The 24,271-nt window shown below is 39.9% G+C and carries 27 protein-coding genes; 14 read left to right on the forward strand and 13 right to left on the reverse strand.

Features of this window, described 5'->3' with window-relative positions; genetic code table 11:
• Positions 1-310 precede the first annotated feature (310 nt).
• Positions 311-538, forward strand: coding sequence for a type II toxin-antitoxin system prevent-host-death family antitoxin (locus AC0L3Y_RS12505; RefSeq protein ID WP_473470624.1), 228 nt, complete (start codon positions 311-313; stop codon positions 536-538).
• Positions 526-708: a hypothetical protein gene (locus AC0L3Y_RS12510; RefSeq protein WP_473463812.1), complete on the forward strand. Its 183-nt coding sequence runs from the start codon at positions 526-528 to the stop codon at positions 706-708. The genes AC0L3Y_RS12505 and AC0L3Y_RS12510 overlap by 13 nt, the downstream gene beginning before the upstream one ends.
• 407 nt (positions 709-1,115) lie before the next feature.
• On the opposite strand, the gene AC0L3Y_RS12515 is transcribed toward AC0L3Y_RS12510, so the two are convergent.
• From AC0L3Y_RS12515 to AC0L3Y_RS12525, 3 genes are all read right to left on the reverse strand, one after another.
• Positions 1,116-1,430 (reverse strand): XRE family transcriptional regulator, encoded by a 315-nt coding sequence (locus tag AC0L3Y_RS12515; protein WP_473463817.1) that lies wholly within the window; start codon positions 1,428-1,430, stop codon positions 1,116-1,118.
• 18 nt (positions 1,431-1,448) lie between these two features.
• Positions 1,449-1,802 carry a type II toxin-antitoxin system RelE/ParE family toxin gene (locus AC0L3Y_RS12520; protein ID WP_473463820.1) on the reverse strand — a complete coding sequence of 118 codons (354 nt, stop codon included), beginning with the start codon at positions 1,800-1,802 and terminating at the stop codon, positions 1,449-1,451.
• 442 nt (positions 1,803-2,244) lie between these two features.
• On the reverse strand, positions 2,245-2,559 hold the full coding sequence (locus AC0L3Y_RS12525) for a MarR family winged helix-turn-helix transcriptional regulator (RefSeq protein ID WP_473463824.1): 315 nt from the start codon (positions 2,557-2,559) through the stop codon (positions 2,245-2,247).
• Between the two features lie 101 nt (positions 2,560-2,660).
• On the opposite strand from AC0L3Y_RS12525, the gene AC0L3Y_RS12530 reads away from it, so the two are divergent.
• From AC0L3Y_RS12530 to AC0L3Y_RS12545, 4 genes are all read left to right on the forward strand, one after another.
• A complete protein-coding gene (locus tag AC0L3Y_RS12530; RefSeq protein ID WP_473463828.1) occupies positions 2,661-3,140 on the forward strand; it encodes a DUF2798 domain-containing protein in 480 nt (159 codons plus the stop codon).
• Positions 3,141-3,350: 210 nt separating this feature from the next.
• On the forward strand, positions 3,351-3,782 hold the full coding sequence (locus AC0L3Y_RS12535) for a hypothetical protein (protein ID WP_473463832.1): 432 nt from the start codon (positions 3,351-3,353) through the stop codon (positions 3,780-3,782).
• A gap of 352 nt (positions 3,783-4,134) precedes the next feature.
• Positions 4,135-4,326 carry a hypothetical protein gene (locus AC0L3Y_RS12540; RefSeq protein ID WP_473463836.1) on the forward strand — a complete coding sequence of 64 codons (192 nt, stop codon included), beginning with the start codon at positions 4,135-4,137 and terminating at the stop codon, positions 4,324-4,326.
• 179 nt (positions 4,327-4,505) lie between these two features.
• A complete protein-coding gene (locus tag AC0L3Y_RS12545) occupies positions 4,506-6,644 on the forward strand; it encodes a hypothetical protein (protein WP_473463840.1) in 2,139 nt (712 codons plus the stop codon).
• Between the two features lie 76 nt (positions 6,645-6,720).
• Here the strand turns inward: AC0L3Y_RS12545 and AC0L3Y_RS12550 are convergent, their stop codons facing one another.
• Positions 6,721-7,668 carry an IS30 family transposase gene (locus AC0L3Y_RS12550; RefSeq protein ID WP_473462002.1) on the reverse strand — a complete coding sequence of 316 codons (948 nt, stop codon included), beginning with the start codon at positions 7,666-7,668 and terminating at the stop codon, positions 6,721-6,723.
• A gap of 261 nt (positions 7,669-7,929) precedes the next feature.
• Between AC0L3Y_RS12550 and AC0L3Y_RS12555 the strand changes: the two genes are divergently transcribed.
• Complete coding sequence (locus AC0L3Y_RS12555; protein ID WP_473463844.1) at positions 7,930-8,058, forward strand: hypothetical protein; 129 nt, start codon at positions 7,930-7,932, stop codon at positions 8,056-8,058.
• Positions 8,059-8,239: 181 nt separating this feature from the next.
• Here AC0L3Y_RS12555 and AC0L3Y_RS12560 read toward each other — a convergent pair whose 3' ends face one another.
• Entirely contained in the window at positions 8,240-8,725 is a 486-nt protein-coding gene (locus AC0L3Y_RS12560; RefSeq protein ID WP_473463847.1) for a YHS domain-containing (seleno)protein, read from the reverse strand.
• Positions 8,726-8,936: 211 nt separating this feature from the next.
• Between AC0L3Y_RS12560 and AC0L3Y_RS12565 the strand changes: the two genes are divergently transcribed.
• Entirely contained in the window at positions 8,937-9,782 is an 846-nt protein-coding gene (locus AC0L3Y_RS12565; RefSeq protein WP_473463851.1) for a helix-turn-helix domain-containing protein, read from the forward strand.
• 80 nt (positions 9,783-9,862) lie between these two features.
• On the opposite strand, the gene AC0L3Y_RS12570 is transcribed toward AC0L3Y_RS12565, so the two are convergent.
• The gene (locus AC0L3Y_RS12570; protein WP_473463855.1) at positions 9,863-11,707 is read right to left on the reverse strand and encodes a hypothetical protein; all 1,845 of its coding nucleotides are present in this window, start codon (positions 11,705-11,707) and stop codon (positions 9,863-9,865) included.
• Between the two features lie 145 nt (positions 11,708-11,852).
• Here AC0L3Y_RS12570 and AC0L3Y_RS12575 point away from each other — a divergent pair, with 145 nt between their 5' ends.
• The 3 genes from AC0L3Y_RS12575 (at position 11,853) to AC0L3Y_RS12585 (ending at position 13,645) form a co-directional block, all read left to right on the forward strand.
• Positions 11,853-12,215 carry an MmcQ/YjbR family DNA-binding protein gene (locus AC0L3Y_RS12575; RefSeq protein WP_473463860.1) on the forward strand — a complete coding sequence of 121 codons (363 nt, stop codon included), beginning with the start codon at positions 11,853-11,855 and terminating at the stop codon, positions 12,213-12,215.
• 91 nt (positions 12,216-12,306) lie between these two features.
• Positions 12,307-13,155 carry a CDP-diacylglycerol--serine O-phosphatidyltransferase gene (gene pssA, locus AC0L3Y_RS12580; RefSeq protein WP_473463864.1) on the forward strand — a complete coding sequence of 283 codons (849 nt, stop codon included), beginning with the start codon at positions 12,307-12,309 and terminating at the stop codon, positions 13,153-13,155.
• 19 nt (positions 13,156-13,174) lie between these two features.
• Positions 13,175-13,645 (forward strand): hypothetical protein, encoded by a 471-nt coding sequence (locus AC0L3Y_RS12585; protein ID WP_473470625.1) that lies wholly within the window; start codon positions 13,175-13,177, stop codon positions 13,643-13,645.
• A 133-nt stretch (positions 13,646-13,778) separates the two neighbouring features.
• Here the strand turns inward: AC0L3Y_RS12585 and AC0L3Y_RS12590 are convergent, their stop codons facing one another.
• The 3 genes from AC0L3Y_RS12590 to AC0L3Y_RS12600 all read right to left on the reverse strand — a co-directional run bounded on the left by AC0L3Y_RS12590 (position 13,779) and on the right by AC0L3Y_RS12600 (position 16,451).
• On the reverse strand, positions 13,779-14,282 hold the full coding sequence (locus AC0L3Y_RS12590; RefSeq protein WP_473463867.1) for a PLP-dependent transferase: 504 nt from the start codon (positions 14,280-14,282) through the stop codon (positions 13,779-13,781).
• Complete coding sequence (locus tag AC0L3Y_RS12595; protein ID WP_473463871.1) at positions 14,228-15,016, reverse strand: PLP-dependent transferase; 789 nt, start codon at positions 15,014-15,016, stop codon at positions 14,228-14,230. The genes AC0L3Y_RS12590 and AC0L3Y_RS12595 overlap by 55 nt, the downstream gene beginning before the upstream one ends.
• A 160-nt stretch (positions 15,017-15,176) precedes the next feature.
• The gene (locus AC0L3Y_RS12600) at positions 15,177-16,451 is read right to left on the reverse strand and encodes an aromatic ring-hydroxylating oxygenase subunit alpha (RefSeq protein ID WP_473463876.1); all 1,275 of its coding nucleotides are present in this window, start codon (positions 16,449-16,451) and stop codon (positions 15,177-15,179) included.
• Positions 16,452-16,715: 264 nt separating this feature from the next.
• On the opposite strand from AC0L3Y_RS12600, the gene AC0L3Y_RS12605 reads away from it, so the two are divergent.
• Both AC0L3Y_RS12605 and gbdR read left to right on the forward strand, forming a co-directional pair.
• Positions 16,716-17,843, forward strand: coding sequence for an FAD-binding oxidoreductase (locus tag AC0L3Y_RS12605; RefSeq protein WP_473463879.1), 1,128 nt, complete (start codon positions 16,716-16,718; stop codon positions 17,841-17,843).
• 386 nt (positions 17,844-18,229) lie between these two features.
• Entirely contained in the window at positions 18,230-19,342 is a 1,113-nt protein-coding gene (gene gbdR / locus AC0L3Y_RS12610) for a choline metabolism transcriptional regulator GbdR (protein ID WP_473463884.1), read from the forward strand.
• A gap of 89 nt (positions 19,343-19,431) precedes the next feature.
• On the opposite strand, the gene AC0L3Y_RS12615 is transcribed toward gbdR, so the two are convergent.
• Positions 19,432-19,914 (reverse strand): hypothetical protein, encoded by a 483-nt coding sequence (locus AC0L3Y_RS12615; RefSeq protein ID WP_473463888.1) that lies wholly within the window; start codon positions 19,912-19,914, stop codon positions 19,432-19,434.
• Positions 19,915-20,655, reverse strand: coding sequence for an SDR family oxidoreductase (locus tag AC0L3Y_RS12620; RefSeq protein ID WP_473463892.1), 741 nt, complete (start codon positions 20,653-20,655; stop codon positions 19,915-19,917).
• Between the two features lie 161 nt (positions 20,656-20,816).
• On the opposite strand from AC0L3Y_RS12620, the gene AC0L3Y_RS12625 reads away from it, so the two are divergent.
• The gene (locus tag AC0L3Y_RS12625) at positions 20,817-21,707 is read left to right on the forward strand and encodes a LysR family transcriptional regulator (protein WP_473463897.1); all 891 of its coding nucleotides are present in this window, start codon (positions 20,817-20,819) and stop codon (positions 21,705-21,707) included.
• Between the two features lie 9 nt (positions 21,708-21,716).
• Here AC0L3Y_RS12625 and AC0L3Y_RS12630 read toward each other — a convergent pair whose 3' ends face one another.
• Positions 21,717-23,063: an ArnT family glycosyltransferase gene (locus AC0L3Y_RS12630; protein ID WP_473463901.1), complete on the reverse strand. Its 1,347-nt coding sequence runs from the start codon at positions 23,061-23,063 to the stop codon at positions 21,717-21,719.
• A gap of 121 nt (positions 23,064-23,184) precedes the next feature.
• Positions 23,185-24,267 (reverse strand): glycosyltransferase family 2 protein, encoded by a 1,083-nt coding sequence (locus AC0L3Y_RS12635; RefSeq protein WP_473463905.1) that lies wholly within the window; start codon positions 24,265-24,267, stop codon positions 23,185-23,187.
• Positions 24,268-24,271 lie beyond the last annotated feature (4 nt).

Consider the following 24,271-nt stretch of genomic DNA (forward strand, 5'->3'; position numbering starts at 1 on the left):
ATTCACATAACAAGAACTTTAAACGGAACAAAAACAGTTGGCTATTGTTCGTTCCTCACAAAATTATAGCCAACAATTTTTGTCCGCTTAAGTGGGCGTTATAAAGTAGGGGAGAGTTATGGCTTCAGATAAAGATAGCATGAAGAAAGAGCTAGATGCTCTTTTATTGCAGGGAAATCATCTTTATCTTTCGATGATTGATGATGTTCAGGGTCTTCCTGATGATTTCAAAGAAGATTTAAAGAATAAGAAGATCAAACTTCCTGACTTTAAAAAGGATTATGATTCGTGGTATTCCGAGTCGTTAGCAATTATTAAACAGCTTCTACCAGATCGAGCTAACGATTTCATAAAGCCTGTACTTATTACTGAGCATGGACAGCCTTCTGCCTATCTTGTCGATGTTGATGATTTCGAATTTATGCAAAAACGAATGCAAATACTCGAATCTCTTGCTAAAGGCGAGCAAGCAATAAGCCGCGGAGATATGGTGTCTCATGTTGAAGCTAAAGAAAAAATGAATAAATGGCTGAAATAATTTGGATAAGTCCTGGACTAGAGGATCTGAATGATATCGCTGACTATATTGCTTTGAGTAATACGGCATCAGCCAAAAAATTAGTCGCTAACATATTCGTAAAAGTTGACCGTCTTGAAGATTCCTCTAAATCAGTTAAGCAACCAACCAACAGGGTTAAGTGGCTTTAACCACTGGAAGTGGTCGTTAATCCATGTCGCATATTTTATAAAGTAGAAGCTGATAAGGTTTTTATCTTACATGTCATGAGTGAAAAGCGTGACTTACGGAAATTCTTATTACAGTCGTAGCAAGATATTTAAAAGTCGATTACAAACTACCATTGCATCCGTCTAAGTGATGTTCGTTTTCAAATGCCAAAACCCTTATGCAGTCTTTGCCAATGTTGAATCAGCTGTTGTTTGTGCTTTTCGTTCATTGGTAGATCTTTTAATGCAGTAGGCCAAAGGTTTCTGGCTTGTTCCATGGCATCGTCTAAATGCGGTTTGATGGCTCGCCATGGAATATCTGATCTTTTTGCTCAATATGCAAAATATTATAGATTTAGGAGAAACAGAAGGCGGGATTATTTTGTCATCTATTTAACAGAGGAAAACTGGGAGATTTCTATATTCTGCCCATCTGGAAAGGTCGCATGTATTTCTAATTTTCCACCCAAGGCTTCAATATATTGATTTAACGTGCTTATCAATGCATCAGGACGGTTTTCAATTTGAGATATGTTTGGTTGCGCAATGGACATGTTTTTCGCCAAAGCGGCTTGATTTTGACCTCTGGCTTTTCTCACCTCAGCAAGAGACATTTCCGTTACAATTCCAACCGCTTTGGCTCTCGCCGCAGCTTGAACCTCTGGTTTGATTTTCTTTCTTAATTCGTTTAAAGGTTTAGACATATCACGCTCCTATGTGTTTTATGAGTCACTTTTTAAATGCTTCAAAAACTCTTTTTCAGCTAATGGAATGTATCGCTCATAAAAGGTTTTGTCTTTTTTGCCATCCTTCCTGCCGCCGCAAAGTAAGATGGCTCTTCTTATAGGGTCAAATGCATAAAAAACACGGTACGGTTTTCCTGAGTGTTGGATTCTTAATTCTTTTAAGTTTTTTACTTTATTTGTTCCCTTTAAAGTATCCGCATAAGGCCTGCTCAATAGAGGGCCTTTAATTTCCAACACATCAACCATTGCTAGTACATCTTCCTGTTCAGCATCGGTCAATTCAAGGAACCAACGCTCATACTCGTCAGTTACTAATATTGCCCACATCATCAGCATCCTTGCTGTTACAAGAGTAAAAATATACTCTTGAGAGTATATACTGTAAAGCGTATTTTTTATCTACTTATCTCACTCTTGGAGCTATCCTTGTTCTAATTCGTATTTAGATATTTCTGAATTTAGATTTAGAGTCGGATCAAAAATTACCATTGCATTCGTCTAAGTATTATCTCCTGATGTCCGTTTTTAAATACCAAAATCCTTATGTAGTCTCTGCCAATGTTGAATAAGTTGCTGTTTGTGCTTTTCATTAATTGGTAGGCCTTTATTGCTATTTATTTACTCCATCACTAATGAGTTATCTGACTCAATTATTACTAGGAGTGGTCTGTTAGGTTGCTTTTCATCTGTTGAGCAACTTGGGTGAAGATCTCCAGATCTTCTTCTTTGATTCCCTCAATCATCCGACTTTCCATCTTATCTGATAAGGCTTTTAATTTTTTTGTAGGGCTTCTCCTGTCGCGGTTAACTCCAGAAACTGACTGCGTTTATCGTTCGGGTTAGGTTTTTTTGTAATCAACTCTTGATCAATAAGGTGATTCACTAAGCGTGTGATTTGCGCCTTGTCTCGCTTAAACAAGCCCGCAATGTCCATTGCGGTTGATGAGTGTGTTTGACCAATAACTTTTAAAACCCGAACGTGCATAGGGCTAATGCCTAGATTTTGGATTTCCAGCTGACTACTAAGCTCTTGTTTGATTGCGTGAGCTAAATGAAAAGTCGCCTCGATATTGATGCCTTTAAACATGATACAAACCTTAATCTATATGGTTGACATTATCATCTAGTTTCATTATTGTTGCTATTATCAACTAATTGCAAAGCAGATTCAATCTCTGAGGGAAATACATGTCAAATACCACCATAAAAACGGACTCAATGAAAAAACCACTCTATCAAAAAATTCTAATCTTAGCCTGTTTGATGAGCTTTGTTGGCGGCACGCTGACAGGAATTATGACCTATATGAATGTCGGTTTTAGAGAGAGTTTCTGGATTGATTGGCTTTCATCGTTTGCCATTGCGGTTTTGGTCATGGCACCTGCTGGTTTGTTGTTTATGACTCTCATCAGTAAACTTCTTCAGATGCTTTTCCCTAACGCGCGTAAAATCTTCCATCAAATTATGACTGGGGTTTTTATGGCCTTTGTTATGGAGTCAATATTGGCGGTAAGTACTACAGCAAATTTAACTGGATTTACAAATACGGAAGCCTTTATAACGGCATGGCAACAGGCTTTTATTGCGGCTTTACCGTTTGGATTATTTATGGGGTTAATGATGTCACTGGTATTGAAATCCAAACTTGAAAAATTTATGGCTAGCTAGGTAAAGCACTTAGAGAAAAATTATTGGGGGAGAGTGATAAGCGCTTTATAAGGTGCTTTTTACTTTGTCCCTGAGTTCTTTGTGTTTGCGCGTTTATACTAGTAGAAAAAGAGAAAGCGTTTTAGTATCAATTTACAAGACGATCAATTTGACAGCCTTACTCTGTCGCCTCAGATCGTAAATTATTGCGTCGTTGTACATAGGTTCATCATGAGATTGTATTTCCCATTATTATTGATTTTCACTCAACTTGCTTGGGGGGGCGATATCTCAGAGTTAAAACAAACTATTAAAATCAGATCTGAGCAGGTAACGGAACAATCGATATCGATTGAATACAGAAATCTTAATATAGATGGGATGTGGGCTCTGGCTTATGGAAAAATCTATCGAAACGATGGTTCAGAGATTGATTGGGAGCAAGTAGAAGCCTGCGATTCCAATCTCGATAAGAACTTATGGGCAGTACTGAACAAAACTAACGGAAAATGGAGGTTCGTTGAGTATTCTTCTTGCTCTATTGAGCCTCCGTACTGGTATATCGATCTCACAAAAACAAAATGGCCATGCGGTTTATTTTCAGGTTTATATCAATCAGCAGGTAGTTCAATGCGGGCTCAATGTTTAAGTACAAGTAACTAAACATTGTATATAAGGCTTTAAAATCGGATTCTTAACCGTTTACTGTTTTCGTCTCTCAATATTGTTGCCAACAATCTTTTGCCTCTGGAATGAGGTGTTACTGACAGGATCACATGAAGACTTTATCAATCATCGTATTTTTGTGCGCTGCCTTCCCACTTTTCGCTCAGCAAATAAGTGTCAGTTCAGGAAAGTATTCAGACTATTACCATATACAATATGATCTGACGCCAAACCAGTATTCAATCAACGCGGAATACGGTTTTAATGAAGGGGGCAATTTGAAGTATTTGTTCCGAAGCAGTATTTCCCTATAGACGCTCCAAATTGTAATGAAAATATTGTTATTCGTATGCCGTATTCAGATAATGAAAAGCGTAAGCGTGCTCTTTATGATGAATTATTGTTGTCTAAAGCCGTTACTGTGACGCTAGAGTTAAATCCCTATGTTAACGTTTTGAGCAAAGCGCCATTAAATGTTGAGCTTGAGTACTGCAATGTGTTTTTTAGACACAGAGCGGGCGATTATTACGATAAGCTTTAGGTTATAGTTTAATTCAGACCTAAATTTAGATAATAAGTTATTCACTAAGGCGTGAAAATATATGCGTATCTCTTTGTCTTATCTGACAAAAATCGCGTTTATTTTCAGATATCAAAACTCCCTTATGTTACTCTCCATCCATATTTATTTAATAAGATTTTGATTGCAGAGGCTTTTGTATGCGAAAAATTTTAGCGCTTCTTGTTGGTAGTTGCCTATCAATGAGTGTTTTAGCGGCTGGATCTGGGTGGTTTTCTTCTTTATTACCTTCGTTCTTTTCTTCAGATGAAGAAGATATTTTAATCTATGTACCTGCTGATACGGCTTATTACATAGGTGGTGATTCGACAGAAAAACTGACAGACGTTATGGACAGCTTTTCTGTCTTAGAATCTTCCCCGCGATTTTCAGGTTGGTTAAATGAATCACTGTCTTCATTAAATGAATATGATTCGCCAGAAGCAAAATTTTTCACCTATTTTTTAGGCCAATACAAAAGCGCTAATGAAAGTGGTTTAGTGGATTTAGCTAAGTTAACCGGTATTCCTTTAACCGGTGCTTATGCTGTATTTAGTGATGGTCTTTTTCCTGTAATACGCATTAATGTTGGCAATGTTGAAGCCGTTGATAATCTAATTGAAGAAGCTGTGAAAGACAGTGGCTGGAAATACAGTTGGGAAAACATAGGTGATGAAAAAGTACGCCTATGGATGCTTGGTGAAGGCAACGAAAACGAAAAGATGTACCTTACTGTATTGAATAATGAAAACGGTGTAGTGATTACTTTTTTAAACAGTAATGATGAATTAGAAGAGAAACAACAGCGTTTAGGTATCACGAAACCTGAGTCGTCATTGGCAACAAATGGAACCATCGAAACGCTTAAAGAGCAGTACAGCTATACGAATGACATGATTGGTTTTATTCAAATTGACCGTATTGTTGATGCCTTTTTGTTCCCAGAAAAAAGTCGCTTAGGTCATGACTTAACGGAATTTTTACCGAAAAGAGATATGGCTCGATTACAACGTGAGTTATCGACAGAGTGCCGCGTTGAATACTCTGAACTGATTGCTTCGGTACCGCGTTTTGTCACGGGTTATCAGGTATTAGAATCGGATTCAGAATCCGCTTTTTATACAACGCATTCGGTTCTAGAGTTAAAAAATCAAGCGGTTAGTTTGTCTCTTCAAAATGCTCAGGGACATCTATCAGCTCACAGTATGGTCGTTGATGATAAGTTGTTTGCATTCGGTCTAGGATTGAACTCTGATGATCTAAGGAAAGAGCTTGTATCTCTTCTTGTTCAGTTCCAAGGCACTGAGTTCAAATGTGCCCCCTTACAATATATGAAAGAAGACGTGATGAGTGCTATGCCAGTAGCACTTCTAAATGAAGCGTCGGCGGCTGCTGGAATGAAAGGCATTGGTATATCGCTTTTTGATCTGAAAATGAAAGAAGGCAGCGTACTTCCTGAATCTATCGATTTCTTAATCAGTGTTGCTGCAGAAAACCCTGTCGCATTATTTGAGCAGGCTAAAAAACTCCCATTAACACCTCAAATTACCTTGTCTGAAAATGGCAATGAAGTGTTATTAGACTTGCCTGCGGAAACTGATGTCGATGTGAAGGCTGCGATTAAAGGTAAGCACTTGGTTGTTTTCTCAGGTGAGCATTCAACTCTGATAGCAAATAAGTTAGTAACAGAGCCAATTAATAATAATGGTTTGGTTAGCATCTCGGCAGACTTTCATAAATTGGGTGAGTTGCTGGGGTCCGGCGAGCTAGATCCTTTGCTTGCCGAAACCCATGTTGATAATGCTTGTACAATGAAATATGAAATGGCTCATATGTTTCAAAGTTTGGACATGAAAAGCAGTTTTATTATGAAGATTGATCAAGCTGGTTTGACATCAACATCGGATGCTTACTTTGATAAAACGACATATCAACCTCTGGATTTGATTGGAACATACAATTTGGTATTCATGGGGGAAGATGAAGGATGCGATGTGGATGACACGCCCGGCAACCAAGACAATATCAAAGAAGATGGTACCGGAGTCTATTCTTTCCGCGATGAAGAGAATATGTGTGAATTATATGTTTCTAATTATGTTTGGAAACATGAAGGGAATAGCTTATTAATCAACGGTCAGGATCAAGACAGAGATTCCTGTGATGTGGCCTTGTCTGAACCAGAGGCAGAGGATTACACCTGTTATTTGGTTAATAACAATAAAGACGGTAATTTTTCGTGTCTTTATTATTTTGATGGATATGTATCGGTAGAAAAATATAGCCGAGTAGCGGATTGATATTACGAATTAAAAATTAAATGACCAAGTATTAAAAAGAGCGCGAATTCAACTCCGAAGTGCACCACTCCCTAAATTACGCTGCACTTCGTAGTTCATCGAACACGACCGCAGGTTGTCTATAGCCAAGGCACTTCCTTGGCCTCAGATTTAGTGACCTTTGTACCTTCGCAACTTCTTCATCTGTCACTGTCCTAAGATCGGTTCCCTTAGGGATATATTGCCTCAGCAGACCGTTAAAATTTTCATTTAAGCCGCGCTCCCAGGAAGCGTAAGGGTTAGCAAAATACACATCGGCCTTCAGTTTTTGAGCAATGCTTTCATGGGCACAAAACTCTGTTCCGTTATCTGCGGTAATCGTATGCACGTGACGACGATAGCGCCACAGCATAGCACCAACCGCTCGACACACATCTTCAGTACTTTTCTTGGGCACTTTACGGATTAAGTACATCTTACTCTTCCGCTCAACCAAGCTAACAATCGCTCCAGTACCTTGCTTGCCTAAAACGGTATCGACTTCCCAGTCACCAAAACGCTGCTTGCTATCCACTATATCAGGGCGTTCTTCGATACCAACTCTATTAGGAATAATGACCCGTTTGGTATGCTTTCCTTTTCGATATCGCCTACCGTTGTGTCGTAAATGCTTGTACAGTTTTCCACCTTGACGCTTGTCTCTTTGCACATAGCCATAAATCCATTCATGACTGACAGGTAAGCCTATTAAATGGCTTACACCTGATATCTGTTCAGGGCTCCATTTTAGCGCTAGACCAAACTCAACATAATCGATGGTTTTCTGTGATATCTGGCTTTTCGCAGCACAGTGTCGTCGATGTTGAGCACGGCGCTGTGCGACATTAGGCTCATAAGTGCCATTGATAGTATGCCGCTTTAACTCTCGACTGATACTGGAATGACTGATGTTAAGTCGCCTGCCAATCTCTCTGTAACTTAAATGTTGGCTCAGATAGGCTTGAATCTGATATCGTTGTCCTTCGATCAACTGCTTATAGCTCATGGTAATACTCTAATTGTTTGGCGACGTTAGAATACCACCTATGGGCAGTTGATCTCTCGTCACCTACTCAACCATGAGTGGTGCACTTATTATCTGAATTTGCGAGTACTAAAAAAGAGCATAGAAGTTGGGCGTTAGTCTTATTTCGAATTGTGCTCTTTTTTTGTATCAAAATTTAGTGATGTGATAAGAATATGGTTGTTTGCAATATATTGTCATGAGGCATATTGAGAGTCCATTTGCAGATGATAAAAGCTTTTAATGCAAGTAGGGCCGATATGGCAAGTTTCGAAGCGCACTGTTAGTGACCCAGAAGATGGTTTAGCCGTCGATTGGGATGTGTGTGTTTATACGGATGAGCCTGTCGACTTTGATGTGCCTAATTGCTAATTAAAAGAGCAGAGTAATGAAATGCCTTTGATAAGTATAGACGTTTGAATTTTTTATAAAAAAACCAGTGTCTCGAAGGGGAGAAACACTGGTTTAATCAAAGTGACCAAACTATTTTAGATATAGACAAAAACTGAAGGGGAACAGTCCCCGTCTATCAATGCTCAATCATTAACGTGGATTAGCCATTTTTTGCTTTTGCTTCTGCAGGTGTTAAACCTTTTAGTTCTGGCCAGTTGTTTTCTGATGTAATTAGGTTGCCTGGAACATCTCTCAACCACGCTTTTTGAACGTCTTTGTTAAGGTTCAAATACAATTTACCGTCAGCAATTTTCCATGCAGTTGGGTCTGTATCAAACTTCAAGTTCATGGCAACACCCATTGCGCAGTAACCGCCGTACTGAGGTGCGTATTTTGATTTGTCTGCATTAAACAAATCTCTGTGTTTTGCAGACACAAAACGGAAGGTCGCATTTTTGTAATTAGACGTGAATTCAGGGCTGCCTAGTACTGGCTTACTCATTGTAAAGTAAGCAACCGTGTCATAACCTTTAATCGCTAAGTCATTGGCATCTGCGTTTGCATCTATGTCTGCTGCAAAGCTTGCTGCGCTGGCAAAAAGAACCGTTGCTGCCACTGTATTTTTGATCAAGTTAGAAATGTTCATGTTTTTTTCCTTTCGTTACTTTCAATAAGTTGTTAAAAACCACACATTAAGAGACGTTAGCGAAAAGCCGTTGAACTTATGGCTTGTTGTGTTTACTAACTTATTCCCCTAAGTGAATGAGATCAGTTTATGTATTTCTTAATCATGAAAGGCATCGAGATAGCCATAAAATGAAACCAATCGTCCAAATCGGCAAATTAAGTAGGTATTCGTGAACAAATTACAAAATATTATTGATAACTTTTCGATTCAATCTGAGGTTATTTTTAGTGGTAGTTTTTGTGGTGGGAAAACACTGGGTTCATTAGAAACGGAAAAGGGCGGCCATTTGCACTACCTTCGCTCAGGCAAGTTAACCGTCTTGAGTGATTCTGGTCATAAAATGTTGTTTGATAAACCTGCGGTTATTCTTCTACCGTTCGCGACGAATCATCAAGTCATTGGCGATGAAACCGAAGGTGCAGAATTGATTTGTGCGGCAATCAACTTTACGGCCTTAGAGCAAAAGCAATTAGTGTCTAGCTTACCGAAATTGGTTTATCTCAATCTAGACGATGGGCCAATGGCGAATACCGTAGATTGGATGTTCAGTGAAATTGGCGCGACGGGGCTTGGACAAAAAAGCATTGTAGGCAAAATGTGTGACATCTTGCTCATTCAAATGCTGCGCAAACTGTCTGAAGAAGGCTTGGTCATACAAGGTATGTTGGCGGGGCTGAGTCATCCTGCTTTAGCACCGACCTTGGTGAAATTACAAGAAGCGCCAGAAGAAGCCTGGACGTTGGACTTAATGGCAGAAAGTGCGGCTATGTCTCGCTCCAAGTTTTCAGAGCTATTTCGAGATACAGTAGGGCAAACACCGAATGACTTTCTAACCGACTTACGTATTTCCACCGCACAGCAACTTTTGATTCAAGACAAGCCCGTCAACCTAGTGGCAAACAAAGTGGGCTATGAACACGGTTCTGTGTTAGCGAGAGTGTTTCGTAAGAAAACAGGCTTGTCACCAAAAGAGTGGGTGCAGCAGTTCCATGAAAACGAAAGTCATGAAAACTAATTAACATGTTTGAAAAATGACATTCCTCTTAAATGCGTTTTTTGGGGAATGTCATTTTTCATTACTAATGGTTAATTGACTCAAACATTTTTTGCGATCAAGTCCGCTTTTAATAGTCCGCCTTTAGTGAATAATTTAGCTGAAAATTTTGGATTTCTTCTTGCTTTGAAAGCATCTAGTATTTGCTTTAACCCCGCGGCTTCAAGCAAAGAGATATTTATTTCTGTATCCATCTCAGCAGATTCTACAAAATCATTTGAAAATGATGGTGCAATGATTAGTACTTGAGCAACACGTTTACCAGATGATTCACAACGACTCACGTAAGCTTTTACTTGTCGAGATGTAGTCGAATATTTAGCAAAATCTCCATTCTTGCAAGTCTTAGCTTCGCCTATAATGACATCATCTTCACTCAACGAAAGAATAATGTCGGCTTTATCTTTTGCCGTATTGATAGAGCGACGTAAATCTTCATCAACTTCAAGGCCAAGCTGTTCAAATATAGCTTTAGTAACTTCTTCGAACTTAACACCTATATCTGCTTCGCTTATTTCTATCCCTTCATTTTTTAAACCTGCAAGATCTCTCTTAGCGAGTAAGGCATAGTTTTCTATTAATTTGTCTGTTGCATCCGCAAAACTTTCCAAAATGACTAGACGAGGGTTTCCTCGCTTACTCATTCCCATACTGTCACGAACTAATTTAATGTCTTCGTTTGATAGCATATAAAGAATGTCGTGAGGTGTAATACTTAAGGCTCTGAGCTTGTCTACATCTAACTCTTCATTGTCTTCAATTTCGAAATCTTTATGTAGAACGGACGTGAGGGTTGGGAAGTGAGTTTTTAATGTTGAAAATAATTCTTTAAAGCCTGTTGCACTAAGTGCATTAAATTCATTCTCAGCAGAAGAGTTAAGAGATGAAATAATTAGATCGGTTCTTTCGTCTAATGTTGTCCCGATTTTTTCTAGACCTAAATCTAAATCAGAAATAAGCACTTTTAACCGTTCTTTTCTGTCGTTTGTATTTGCGTCAGGGCTGCTGATATCTTGCTGTAACATTTCAGATATAGGTAATCCCATCTTGATGATTTCTTCAATTTTTTCTGTTCGCTCTACGCCTCTGATCCGTTTACCATGAGCCTTGAGGATATTTGATAACTCGGAGTCACTTAAGGTTCGTAAAATGCGTAGTTGATGTTTATCGGCAAGCTCTTTTCCCTGCATTCGATTTAGCATGGTAACTATTTCATCAGCCACATAAACGGTAAGGTTTTTACGACTAACAAACACAAGTCCAACTTCTCGTAGAGTATTAAGGCAGTCTTGAACACCCGTTTGAGGGATAGTATTCACTAAATGTTCAACTGCTGACTTTTGATCGGCAGTAATATCGAGCTTATGGGCTAAGACATTTAAAATACTTCTTTCATCGTCTGTTATTTTTGCTTCTCGATTATTCTTTTCATCATTTAGATAGGCTTCTTTGAGACAGGCATGATAAATGTTTAGGCGCTTGGCCTCATTAAATGTCTCTCCATCTAATGTTCCTTCTATTAAGCTTTTTACTTCTTTCGCTTTAGAATCAATAGCTGTCCATTCTTTCGTATAAAGTGTTTCGATCCAAGAAAGGCGTGCAATACAATTCCCATCACGGCTAACGATATTAGTTAAGAGAGAAGCCTGTGCGCCCAACATCGCTAACTGTTCTTTAACGCTTTTTTCAAAATAAGGGAGAACGAGCTCAAAAAGCTGAATAATTTCTCCACTGGAAGCATTTTTGATCTGACCGTCAAGGTTGTTGATGCGTTTTGCTAACTCTTTATCGTGTAAAATTGCTTCACTGCAAATACGATCTAGAAAGTTAATAAACTTGGATTTTTCTACCTGATTAACTGTGGACAATATATTTGATAGTTTCACCTTACATTCCTTTTTCCATGGCTTTCTTCGAAGTTACCACCAAAATTCAGATAAAGCATTGGAAATGTATCAATTTATTAAGAACTCAATTGACTGATAGCATACTTTTTCGCTTATCATAAAGTTCAACTAAAGGGATCAAAATATGACCTATGATGAGTTCAATCAATTTTGTGGCTCTTTGCCTGTTACAACCCATGTTGTTCAGTGGGGAAACTCTCAGGTCTGGAAAGTCGGTGGTAAGGTATTTGCCATCGGCGGCTGGAATAAAGACAAAGGGCCTGCTTTTACATTCAAAACATCGGATTTGAACTATGACTTTTTATCTAATAAAGAAGGTTATAGGCCTGCGCCTTATCTTGCTTCCCGTGGTATGAAGTGGATTCAACAATTTGAAGGGTCAAAAGAGTTGGACGAAGAGTTAACCTATTATATTCAAGAATCCTATCGTATTGTGTCGTTGGGTTTGACGAAGAAAAAACAAAAAGAGTTGGGTTTGAATCAATAAGAATTAAACCAATAAAGAGAATTCATACAGCATAAAACAAACAAATTTGTTACAGTTCGCTGTTGTTTAAAAAAGGTAGCACTTCCGTATCATGCCCATTCGATATTCTCTTGGCACATTGCCCACTTTTTCGGTTGATCCCCACCAGTTTGATGTTTTGCAATCGGCTCGTCATTTTCGCGAATATTTATTAGAAGCCATTAATACGGCCACCACTAGAATTTATCTTGTTACCCTTTATCTTGAAGACGATGAAGCAGGGCGAGAAGTGCTAACGGCACTTTATGAAGCCAAGTTGCGTAACCCAGACTTAGATATTGCCGTGTGTGTTGATTGGCATCGTGCTCAACGAGGGCTTGTCGGTGCTGAAAAATCGAAAGGCAATGCGGCATTTTATCAGGCTTATGCTGATAAATACGATGTGACGATTCCCGTTTATGGCGTGCCTGTGCGTAATCGTGAAGTATTTGGTGTTTTGCATCTAAAAGGCTTTGTTGTTGATGACACCGTAATTTATAGCGGTGCCAGTTTGAATAACGTTTATCTGCATTATCAAGACCGTTATCGGTTTGATCGTTATCATATAATCCATAATGCTTCCTTGGCGGACAGTATGGCGGATTTTGTACGTCAGGATATGATTGACCAAGCAGCAGTTCAAAATCTTTCACAAACAGGTTTACCAAGCACCAAAGATATAAAACCGTCAATCCGCAAATTTCGTATTGCATTGAGTCGATCCTTTTATCGAGGAAAAACGGAACAGATTCAAGAGGGTCATGTTGCTGTCACGCCTTTAGTCGGTGTTGGGAAACGTAATAATATACTCAATAAGCAAATTCTTACTTTATTGGCGAGTGCGAAAGAAGAAATCGTTTTATGTACACCTTACTTTAACCTTCCGAAATCTGTGTTACGAGAAGTAAAGCTGCGCAATTAAACGGGGAGTAAAGGTTGATATTGTCGTAGGTGATAAAACTGCCAATGATTTCTACATCGCACCTGATCAGCCGTTTAAAGCCATTGCCGGCTTGCCTTACTTGTATGAAATTAATCTGCGAAAATTCTCTGTGATTAATGAAAAATTCATAAGGTCTGGTCAATTATCGATCCATCTGTGGAAGCACGATGTTAATAGCTATCATTTGAAAGGTTTGTGGGTTGATCGCTGTGCCATGCTACTGACAGGGAATAATGTGAACCCTAGAGCTTGGTCGTTAGACTTAGAAAATGGTTTGTTGATTAATGACCCTAAGAAGCTTTTAGAGGCGAAATTTAACGCAGAATTTGAGAACATTTTTTTGCATACTCAACGTATTGCTACATGCAGTCAGCTTGAAACACTGCAAGATTATCCATCTAAGATTCAGCGGTTGTTGAAAAAGGTCATTCGCACAAGAGCAGATCGATTGCTGAAGCGGATTCTGTAAAAGCTGTTAAAGCATTTAGCGATAAATAATGAAGTGTAAGTAAGCCCGTTTGAGCATTTTAAGTTTCAGAATTAAAAAAGCGAACCATTTTGAAATGGCTCGCTTTTTTATTTGAAGAGGCTTTATTGAAAAATTATAACTGGTCTAGTCCTAGTTTAAAGCCTTCTAGTAAATCTTCTGTATCTTCAATACCGATAGAGCAGCGTATCATTTTTTCACTGATACCCGATTTCGCTCTATTTTCTGATCCCATTTCGTAAAAAATAGTTCCAGCCATTGGAAGCGCCAAGGTACGATTATCACCTAGGTGTGTAGCATTAATAATAATATCAATGGAATCTAATAAGGCCGCGCAATCGTAATCCGCTTTTAGATCAAAACTAAGAATCGAACCATAGTGTTTGAACCAATTGCTTGCTTTGTCATGTTGAGGGTGAGAAGGCAGACCGGGATAATATACAGCTTCTACTTTATCGTGGGCGTCCAGCATTTTTGCTAAAGCGAGCGCATTGGCGCAAGAGCGATCCATACGTAATGCCATTGTTTCAGCACCAACTGCAATTTGGTAAGCTCCGTCTGAACTTAGAGTACCACCCATATCACGTAATGCTTTTTCTTTATCTGCGTAAGCGCCCATTTTCGATTATCACCCTGTCGATAGGCTTCGAAAATATTAGGGTAGTTAGTCCAATCGTATAATCCTGTTTCTGTAATAGCGCCACCTAATACAGTGCCATGACCACAAAAATATTTAGACAAGCTGTTCATGACTAAGCTGGCTTTTACTCTGATTGGCTGGAATAAATAAGGGGATGTCATAGTGTTATCAACAACATAAACTAATTCTTGCTGCTCACACCAATCACCAATGGCGGCTAAATCAACGATTTGTGTGCCAGGATTTGCAATGGTTTCTACAAATACCATGAGCGTATTATCTTGTTTGGCCGCAATCACATTATTCACATCAGTAGCATCGACTAATGTCACTTCAATGCCAAAGTTTTCTAAAGTAGTCATCAGGCTATAAGAATTGCCAAACAAGAACCGGCTCGCAATCAAATGGTCGCCTTGCTTCAATAGACTCAAGAAAACTGCGCTTAATGCACCCATACCTGTGGCAAAAACTAAACTGCCAATACCTTGTTCTGTTCCTGAGATCATGTTTTGTAGACTGTCTGTTGTGGGCGTTGACTGTCTTGCGTAGCTTTGGCCTGAAGCTTTACCTTGGAATACATCCATCAAGTCTTGTGTGCTGTTATAGCCGTAAGGAACAGAATTATAAATTGGTGTATGAATTGGATTATCGTTGTAACCTTGCTGGCGGTCATGATGGACAATATTACTGGTAAAACCTTTTAACTTTATCATTTGCGTATCACCACATTAAATCATTTGAATGACAGTAGAGAGTTGTCTTTAATGTCGGTCATGATAATACCCTTCTAAAAGCTATGCTAGAAAAGATAAAAAAAAGCGAACCTCATGGTTCGCTTTTTTGAAGTTTGGAGCGGTCGCATATTGAAGTGATTTATGTGATCTTCATGTTTTTCTTGATGGTGTTTGAGTACCAATCTAAGAAGTTGATGACACCAAACTCATAGGTTTCGGAATAAGGACCGGGACGGTAACCTATGGAGTTGATACCTAGCTGATTACGCTCGCCGAGTATCTTGTCTTGTTCATTGGTTGCGTCCCAGACTTTGCGAAGATTTTCTGGTTCATAATCGACACCTTCAACGGCGTCTTTGTGAACAAACCATTTGGTAGTAACTATGGTTTCCTGAGCAGAAACAGGTAACACACGAAAGACGATAAAATGATCGGATTGCATGTGGTTCCAAGAGTTGGGCAGATGCAATATTCGCATTGAGCCAAGCTCTGGATTTTTGATGCGGCCGAGCATTTTATTGCTGGCGGCGGAGCCATCGATTGTCATAACCTTGGTGTCTTTTTTTAATGGCATGCGCACGATTCGGTTACGTTGTACTTCCCCAAAGCTTTTCAGCTTGTGAGGAATGCCTTCTGCGTCCCATTGACCAGATTGTTGAGCATAATGGTCTAAGAAGTCCTGAGTCGCCCGTGGGTCTTCTGTGTCATCCCATTCTAGTAATGTGTGAAGCAATTCTGGGTGACTGCCAGAGCAGTGATAGCATTCGCGATTATTTTCTAATACCAGTTTCCAGTTAGCTCTTTCGAACATGGTTGATTCAACAGCCAGCTTGGTATTTTCAACGTCGTAGGGTTCCATGTAAGTTTCGAGTGTTTCTAGAAATTCGCCAAAACCGTCTTCGGGTGCTTCTTTGCCAAGACAGACAAAGATAAAACCGCCTGCCGTTTTACAAAACGCGGGTCTTAGACCGTGTTGGCCTTTGTCAAAATTTTGGTTCATTTCTGTGCCAGCAAACAGTAAATTGCCTTTTAAATCGTAGGTCCACTGGTGATAAGGGCAAACGAGATTAGCGACCTTGCCTCTGTGTTCTGTGCAAATAAGCGAGCCACGGTGAGAGCAGGTATTGTGGAATGCATTCACGTTACCTTCGGCATCACGCACAATTAATACTGGATTTTGCCCCACTTCAACCGTGATGTAATCGCCTTTTTTAGGAATTTCACTGGTCATGCCGACAAAAAGCCATTCTTTTTGGAAGACCTCTTCCATGTCGACTCTGAACATATGTGGATCGTTATACAGTGGTGCGTCTAATGAGTAATTGCTAGGACGTTTGTCCAGCATATCGGACATGGCTGTTTTGGCTTCATCAAGTGAAGCATGTCGAACATTAAGTAGGTCGTGTTGATTCATCTTTCTGGGCCTTCATGACAAAAAGATTGATTGGACTGTTTTTCAGCGTGTTTGATTACGAGGCTATATTGGCTTAATTAAAAGGGAGATAAATGACCGTTAGCGACATGAGTTGATACATAAATCGACTCGCAACGGCTTGTGTCGTCTAGGCTTGACTGCCATGAGCAACAAATTGTCGGTTAGGGTTAACTCGGATTGAGCAACTGCCTCCAAAATGGCTCGAAACGGTGCGATAACTAATTTAATTTATGAGATCTTATTATGACCGACTCTTCGACGCCTTTGGTGAATGCTGACTACTTGGCACCCGTCAATACTCAAACTTGGATGAATGGCCGCCACAACGTACGTTGTGTGAAGGTGATTCATGAAACTTGGGATGTGCGCACTTTTTGTTTTATGGCGCATCAGCCTGTGATGTTCTTCTTTAAACCGGGACAGTTCGTCACTTTAGAGTTGGAGATTGAGAACAAGCAGGTAATGCGCTCTTATACTATTTCGAGTTCGCCTTCCGTGCCTTACAGCTTTTCTATTACGGTAAAAAGGGTTGCTGGCGGTGAAGTGTCTAACTGGTTGCATGATAATTTGACCGTGGGCTCGGAGTTGGCTGTTCATGGTCCGGTAGGGAATTTTAATTGCATTGATTTCCCATCAGACAAGGTGCTTCTGTTATCTGGTGGTGTAGGTATTACTCCTGTTATGTCTATGGCTCGTTGGTTGTTTGATACTAATGCGGATGTCGACATTACCTTTATACACAGTGCTCGTTCTCCACGAGATGTGATATATCCTCGTGAGCTGGATCACATGGCAGCTCGTTTGGATAATTTTGGTTTGTATTTAATTGTTGAGCGCATGGAAAACGGTTTACCTTGGCAAGGTTATCGAGGTTATTTGGATGAAGCCAAGCTGGATATGATATCACCTGACTTTATGGAGCGTGAGATCTTCTGTTGTGGACCTGCGCCTTATATGAAAGCGGTAAAAAAACTTCTTCAAGAAAGAGGTTTCGATATGGCCCATTATCATGAAGAGTCCTTTGGCGAAACACCAGTTAGTGTTGTGGAAGACGCGATTGAGCAAGCAGAAGTAGCACAAGCCGAAGCTGATGCCGTTAACCAAGCCGATTTATTACGTATAGAATTTTCCGGCAGCGGTAAGAGTGTTCAGGTTACCGCTGGTGAAACCTTACATACGGCAGCTGCGAAACTTGACTTAATGATTCCGAAAGCCTGCGGTATGGGAATTTGTGGTACTTGTAAAGTCTTAGTGAAAAGTGGTGAAACTCAGATGGATCATAATGGTGGCATCACAGATGAAGACGTTGAAGATGGTTATGTTTTATCTTGTTGTACTGTGCCGAAATCAGATGTCGTTATTGAGTATTAAACTATACCTAGCCTTACTTTGCGGTTGTTTGAAATAAGGATATGCGTTTTTTATTAAATAAGCGTTCAATAAAAGCGCGTTCTTGTTCTATATTAGTGCATGGTGTTCTGTTTTTTATGTGCCAGATATTGAGCTTTAATTGTCGGAATACGAACTCAAATCGGCTTATTCTCTAGTGTTCGCTTTATTGAGTGTATAAAAATCAGTAATACCATAAAGACTTTGAGTTTCCTTAAAAATAAGAAAGAGTTGCTTAATAAATGGTCTGTATTTTGCTTTGTCTTATTCGTATATCTAACGGATAGATAGAAAATGGTAAGCAAAACAGCAGGCATAAATTATCGCTAGGCGGTAGACGTAAGCAGCACACATATGAGGACATTAATATGGAAATGGCGACAGACTCAACTCTCGCTTTTGGTGCCAAAGGCAAAACAAAAGTAGGCTTTTTATTGCTCGATCATTTTACTATGATCGCCTTGGCTTCTTCTATTGAGCCATTGCGCATGGCTAATCAGTTGTCTGCTGAAGAACTTTATAGTTGGAGTTTAATTTCTGAAAACGGGCAATCGGTTACTGCCAGTGATGGATTGAGCTTAACACCGGATTATTCGATCCAAGATAATACAGATTTTGATCTGATTATTGTGGCTGGCGGTGTTGATATCACCCGTGGGTTTTCTGCAAAACAAGTTTCTTGGCTCATAAAACAGTCTCGTAAAGGGGTTCAGCTTGGTGGTATTTGTACCGGCGCTTATGTGCTTGCTTACGCTGGCTTGTTAGACGGTTATCAATGTAGTGTACATTGGGAGTGTTTAACTGCGTTGCAAGAAACCTATCCCAAAGTGAACTGCAATAACCGCTTATTTTCCATTGATCGAAATCGAATGACGGCATCAGGTGGCAGTGCGCCAATGGACATGTTTTTAAACATGATGACAAAGCAGCATGGCCCTCGATTATCTAATGCCATTTCCGATATGTTTATTTGTGATCGTATTCGTAATGAGTCAGATCAACAACGTATGCCAATGCGTCAATTTAATAGTGTTGGTATGTGTACCCCAAAGTTAGTGGATGTGATCGAGTTAATGGAAAATAACTTGGAAGAGCCTATTGAGCTGGATGAGTTAGCCTCCTTTGTTGATGTTTCTCGTCGACAAATAGAGCGCATGTTTCATCGTCATTTAGATTGTTCACCTTCCCGTTATTATCTTCGTTTAAGATTGGAAAGAGCACGTAAACTGCTCAAGCAGTCTAATATGTCGATTGTCGAAATATCTATGGCTTGTGGCTTTATTTCTACACCGCATTTTAGTCGTTGTTATCGAAAGCACATTGGCGTCTCGCCTCGTGATGAACGTAAAATTGCTTGGAAAGGGGAGACTGAGAAACCACGCTCTATAGAGAGTAATGAAGCGGTTATGTACATTCCCCATGCTCAAGAAGCGTTAAGCAACTCTCATTCTGAACCAAGTTATGGCTCTGTCACCATGTGACTTTTGTATTATCCTTATAGTGGTCAAGTAGATGTAAAAGGGAGCTTCCAATTCATTGGGAACTCCCTTTTTATTGAGGTAACGCCTTTTCACTTGCTAAGTTCAAAAGGAAAGCCATTTTCTAGCATGATTTGCATTTCATCATGCTGAATGCGCATTACGAAGCTAGGCGATGCGGCCACGAGTTCACAAGGTAATTGAATTTCACTTTGGTGGAACCATGTCTTTGTATGATTTTTTTCTTTTGAAACATTCTGTTGTTGGCAAATAAGTTGCCAGCTTCCATCAAGAAGCAACCAGTAGTCTGGTGTGCTTTGGTTTGTGGCAATAACACCGCCTTTGTCTATTTCCCATTCTTTAGAGTGCCCAATTACCCAGCGTAGCTGGGTATTGTTTAGTTGTTTAAAAAAGGGTGTATGACGCAATAAATATAAATAGGTAACTGAAGGCTGCATGGTTGGCTTTCCTGCTGCATCGAGAGTATAAGGCTTGGAGCAAGCGCTTAATAAGTAGGCTAAACTTATCGACAATAGCTTGGCAATAAATCGTATTTTCGTTGCTCTAGCTACCATTTAGGCAATGCCGCCATTAGCTCTTATTATTTGTCCGTTGATCCAACTGCTTTCGGGACGAGTAAGAAAAGCAGCAATTTTTGCAATGTCATGTGGTTGACCTAGACGTTCTAGTGGTGCCATTTTTGCAAATGTCTCAATCGTCACTTTACTTTTTCCAGACAAAAATAAATCCGTTGCAACAGGGCCCGGAGCAATAGCGTTTACCGTAATTTTGCGGCCTCTGAGCTCTTTAGAAAATACTTTGGTGAAAGCTTCAACGGCGGCTTTGGTACCGTTGTAAATCGCGTAACCAGGTAAATTAAGGGCCAGTGTTGTGCTGGATAGGTTAATGATTTTTCCGTCATTGTTTATGCGAGTGCTTGCTTCGCGTAAGGTGTTGAATACGCCTTGGGTATTGATGGCAAAGCTTTTTGTGTATAGCTCGTCTGATGTTTCTGCGAGTGATTGAGTCTGCAATATGCCTGCGTTATTTACCAAAACATCGATTTTTCCCAGTGTCTTTTCAATTTCATCAAAAAGCGCTTTTACTTGGTCTGACTTTGATACGTCCGCTTTTATGGCGATGGCAGTTTTGCCTTCAGCAAGCAGTTTGCTGACTAAGGCGTTTGCTGCATCATCATTGGAAGCGTAATTGATTACAACGGCAAAACCGTCGTCGGCAAGGTATTGAGCAATGCTCGCACCAATGCCACGGGAAGCACCAGTAATCAGTGCAATTTTTTGATTTTTTGTGGTCATGGTTTTCTCTCGTTTTATTGATGTTAGGAGTTAAGTAACTAAATATGGGTGATGATTTTTTTATCTTGGTTCACGAGAGATAGACTAGATTGTTTCAATGGAAAGATAATCGCCGTATATTTGATTTAATAATTCCATTTACATTAATAATTGGAGCGATAATGGATCGTTTTCAAGAAATGCAGGTGTTTGTTCGTATTGCTCAGTGTGGCAGTTTTTCTCAAGCTTCAGAGGATTTACACATTCCCAGAGCGACGGTTTCGAATTTGATTAAACGATTAGAAAAACGTTTGGGCGTACGTTTATTAGAGCGCACCACTCGTCAGGTGAGGATGACTGAAGAGGGAAAAGCCTATTACCGTCGATGCTTAAATATTCTCAGTGACTTAGAGGAAGCGGATAACGCCTTTCAAGACAAACCACCGAAAGGGTTACTCAGGGTTAACTTGCAAGGTACATTAGCAAAGCACTTTGTTATGCCTCATATTCAAAATTTTGTTGCACGTTACCCTGATATTTCTTTGCATATAGGTGAAGATGATCGTTTGATTGATTTGGTAAAGGAGGGGGTTGATTGCGTATTAAGAGCCGGTAATTTACAGGATTCTTCGCTGATCGCTAAACCGCTTACAAGGTTGGAGCAAGTTACTGTTGGCAGTCCTGAGTATTTTGAACAGTACGGTAAGCCAACAACACTGGAATCACTCAAAGAACACCATGTAGTGGCTTATTTGTCGACATTAGTCGGTATGGATAGCCATTTGGATTTTATTGTTGAGGGTGACGTTGTAGAAATTGAGTTGTCTCATAAAGTCTCAGTTACTGGTGCTGATTTGTATACAGATGCCGCATTGGCGGGACTTGGTTTAATTCAAGTCCCACGTTATCGAATTGAAAATCACTTAAAAGAAGGGCGGCTGGAGGTTGTTTTACCAAACATTCCTCCTCCCATTATGCCTGTTTCTGTCTTGTATCCACAAAACAGGCAGGTCTCGCTTAGGGTTCGTGTTTTTATTAACTGGTTAAGTGAAATTATTTCAATAGAGGACTAGTTCAGTTGTTCATCTATTCAATTCAGGACGGCAATACAGTAGCGTGCTTTTTTCGGTATGTGTCCTTTCTATGCATGACCAGTTTTCATATTTTGTATGCTTGTTAATGGGCTGTACTATGAAAAATGGCTTGGTTTGTGAGGGTAGCCAAGAGTCCAATTTTGTTGAGCGTTGTTTGGCTTTACCAGATGAATAATATTGGCCTGAGAAAGGCCGTTTGTGCAGATAGAATAAATCGCTTTCTGTAGCTTCAGGTTGCTGTTTCCAAACGTTTAAAATCATGTTTTCAGAGCGTGGATGAATCCAATTAAAATTCAGTGTACACACTAAAGTAATAAGTAGGAATGGCGTAATGACACCCACTTTATATAGCCACTGTGCTAATGGTCTTTGTTTGTGAAGATGAACCAAAAGCAATGCCATTGCAGGTAAAGCAGGCATGACGTAGCTGGCTAATATGTTTCCTGAAAAACTAAATAGAAGCATGGGTGAAAGCATCCACAACAAAAGGAAACTGCCAAAGCCATCGACGCTTTCCTCTGTATCTTTTCCTTCTTTGATTGAGCGAATCCATTGCCAGATTAATAACGGGCTCCAAGGTAACATAGCGATAAAGGCATAAATCCAAATAGTGCCGCGTGCTCTTTCATGAGCTGTGCCATATAAGTCCCCTTGCCAACCACTGACAATGAAACGCTTAATGTGTTCGCCCACAATAAAGTAGTCTAAGAAACCAGGTGTTTTGTATTCAGCAATGGCGTACCAAGGTACTGAAATAACAATAAAAAGTAGAGTTCCATAACCCCACGGTAACGCGTGCCATAGTTTCTTCCAGCGACCATTTGGAATGAGCCAAATAGTTAGGCTAATACCAATCAGAGCTATGGCTAATGGGCCTTTCGATAACATTCCTAACGCTAATCCTATAAAGAACAAATACCCCCAATATTTACCTTGATTGCTTTTAAAGTGTCTCTGGGCTTGCCAAAAGCTAACCATGCTTAAAGTAATAGAAAAAGTCAGTGCAGTATCTGTCATGACTGCACCAATTAGTAAAATGAAAGAAATTGTTGAAGCTAGTAATGCCGCTGCGAAAAGCCCCATAGGCTTAGATTGAAATTTATCTCGCGCCAACACATAAACAAGGCCAAGAATGGCTAATCCTACAATAAGGTGTGGAACCCGTGCTGCAAATTCGTTGATACCCAAAAGACTAAAACCTAACCCACTTAACCAAGTGAAAATGGGTGGTTTTCCCCAAAATGGCACGTCATAGTCAAACATAGGTGTGATCCAGTTACCTGTTTCAAACATGATTCGTGCCATTTCGCCGTATCTTGCTTCAGTGGTATCCATTAGTGGGTACAAGCCTAAGGATATAAAGCGTATAACCAAGCTGCTACCTAGTATAAAAAGAAGGAACTTAACGGAAGGTTGCGAGTTAAGCGATGGTCTAAAAGGTGTCTTAGGCATTACTTTATTCCTGTATTGAAAACGATGCATTTTGAAAAGTATCTGTCCGAAGAGGCTTGGTTGTCTGAAAGGTGGGTTTTGTCGTGGCTTCTTCCATGAGTACATATAAGGGGCGTTGTTTGGACTCAATAAATAAGCGGCCAACGTATTCACCAAGAACACCAATAGAGAGTAACTGTATTCCTCCCAAGAATAAGATGATCAAAATAGTAGAGGGGTAGCCAACAACAGGATCCCCCCAAACAAGGGTTTTAGTTAAAATGATAATGGCCATAATGAAGGCGATTGCAGATGTCATCATGCCTGCCATTGTCGCCCAACGTAATGGCTTGGTACTAAACGAAGTGATGCCTTCTAGTGCTAGGTGGATCAGTTTTGGGTAATTCCATTTTGTGTTTCCGGCGAGGCGAGGGTCGCGGTCGAACTTTAAAATAATGCGTTTAAATCCTGGCCAAGCAAGTAAGCCTTTCATGAAACGTGTTCGTTCTGGCAAGGTGTTAATAACCTTCACGACCTTTTGATCCATCAAGCGAAAGTCACCAACGTTTTCCGTAATCGGGTGATCGCTTATTTGAGACATAAAACGATAAAAACAATGGGCAGTGGCGCGTTTTAACCAACTTTCACCATGACGCTCACTGCGTTGCATTTCGACAATTTGTGCACCGTTTTCCCAAGCTTTTACCATTTCTGGGATGTACTCAGGCGGATCTTGTAAATCAGCATCAAGTAAAATAACGCAGCGTCCAGATGCCGCTTTCATTCCTGCGCTCATTGCAGCTTCTTTGCCGAAGTTTCTGCTTAAACGTAAGCTGCGAACCTGATGTAAATGATGTTTGAATTGGCTAACTAAACTCCAGCTGTCATCTTGGCTGCCGTCGTCGATATAAAGAATCTCACAATGCTGGTGTAATTTAGTGAGTGCTTCACAGACTCTTTGGTGGCAAATAGCCAAAACATCGGCTTCATTTAAGAATGGAATAATAACTGTGACCAAAGGTTGTACGTCTGCTGAATGTACCTGTTGTATATCTGGTGAATGAATACCTGTTGAGTGCATATGTTTTCTATATGGAATAGCGTTCATGGTT

Source organism: Marinomonas sp. GJ51-14 (genome assembly GCF_055808695.1).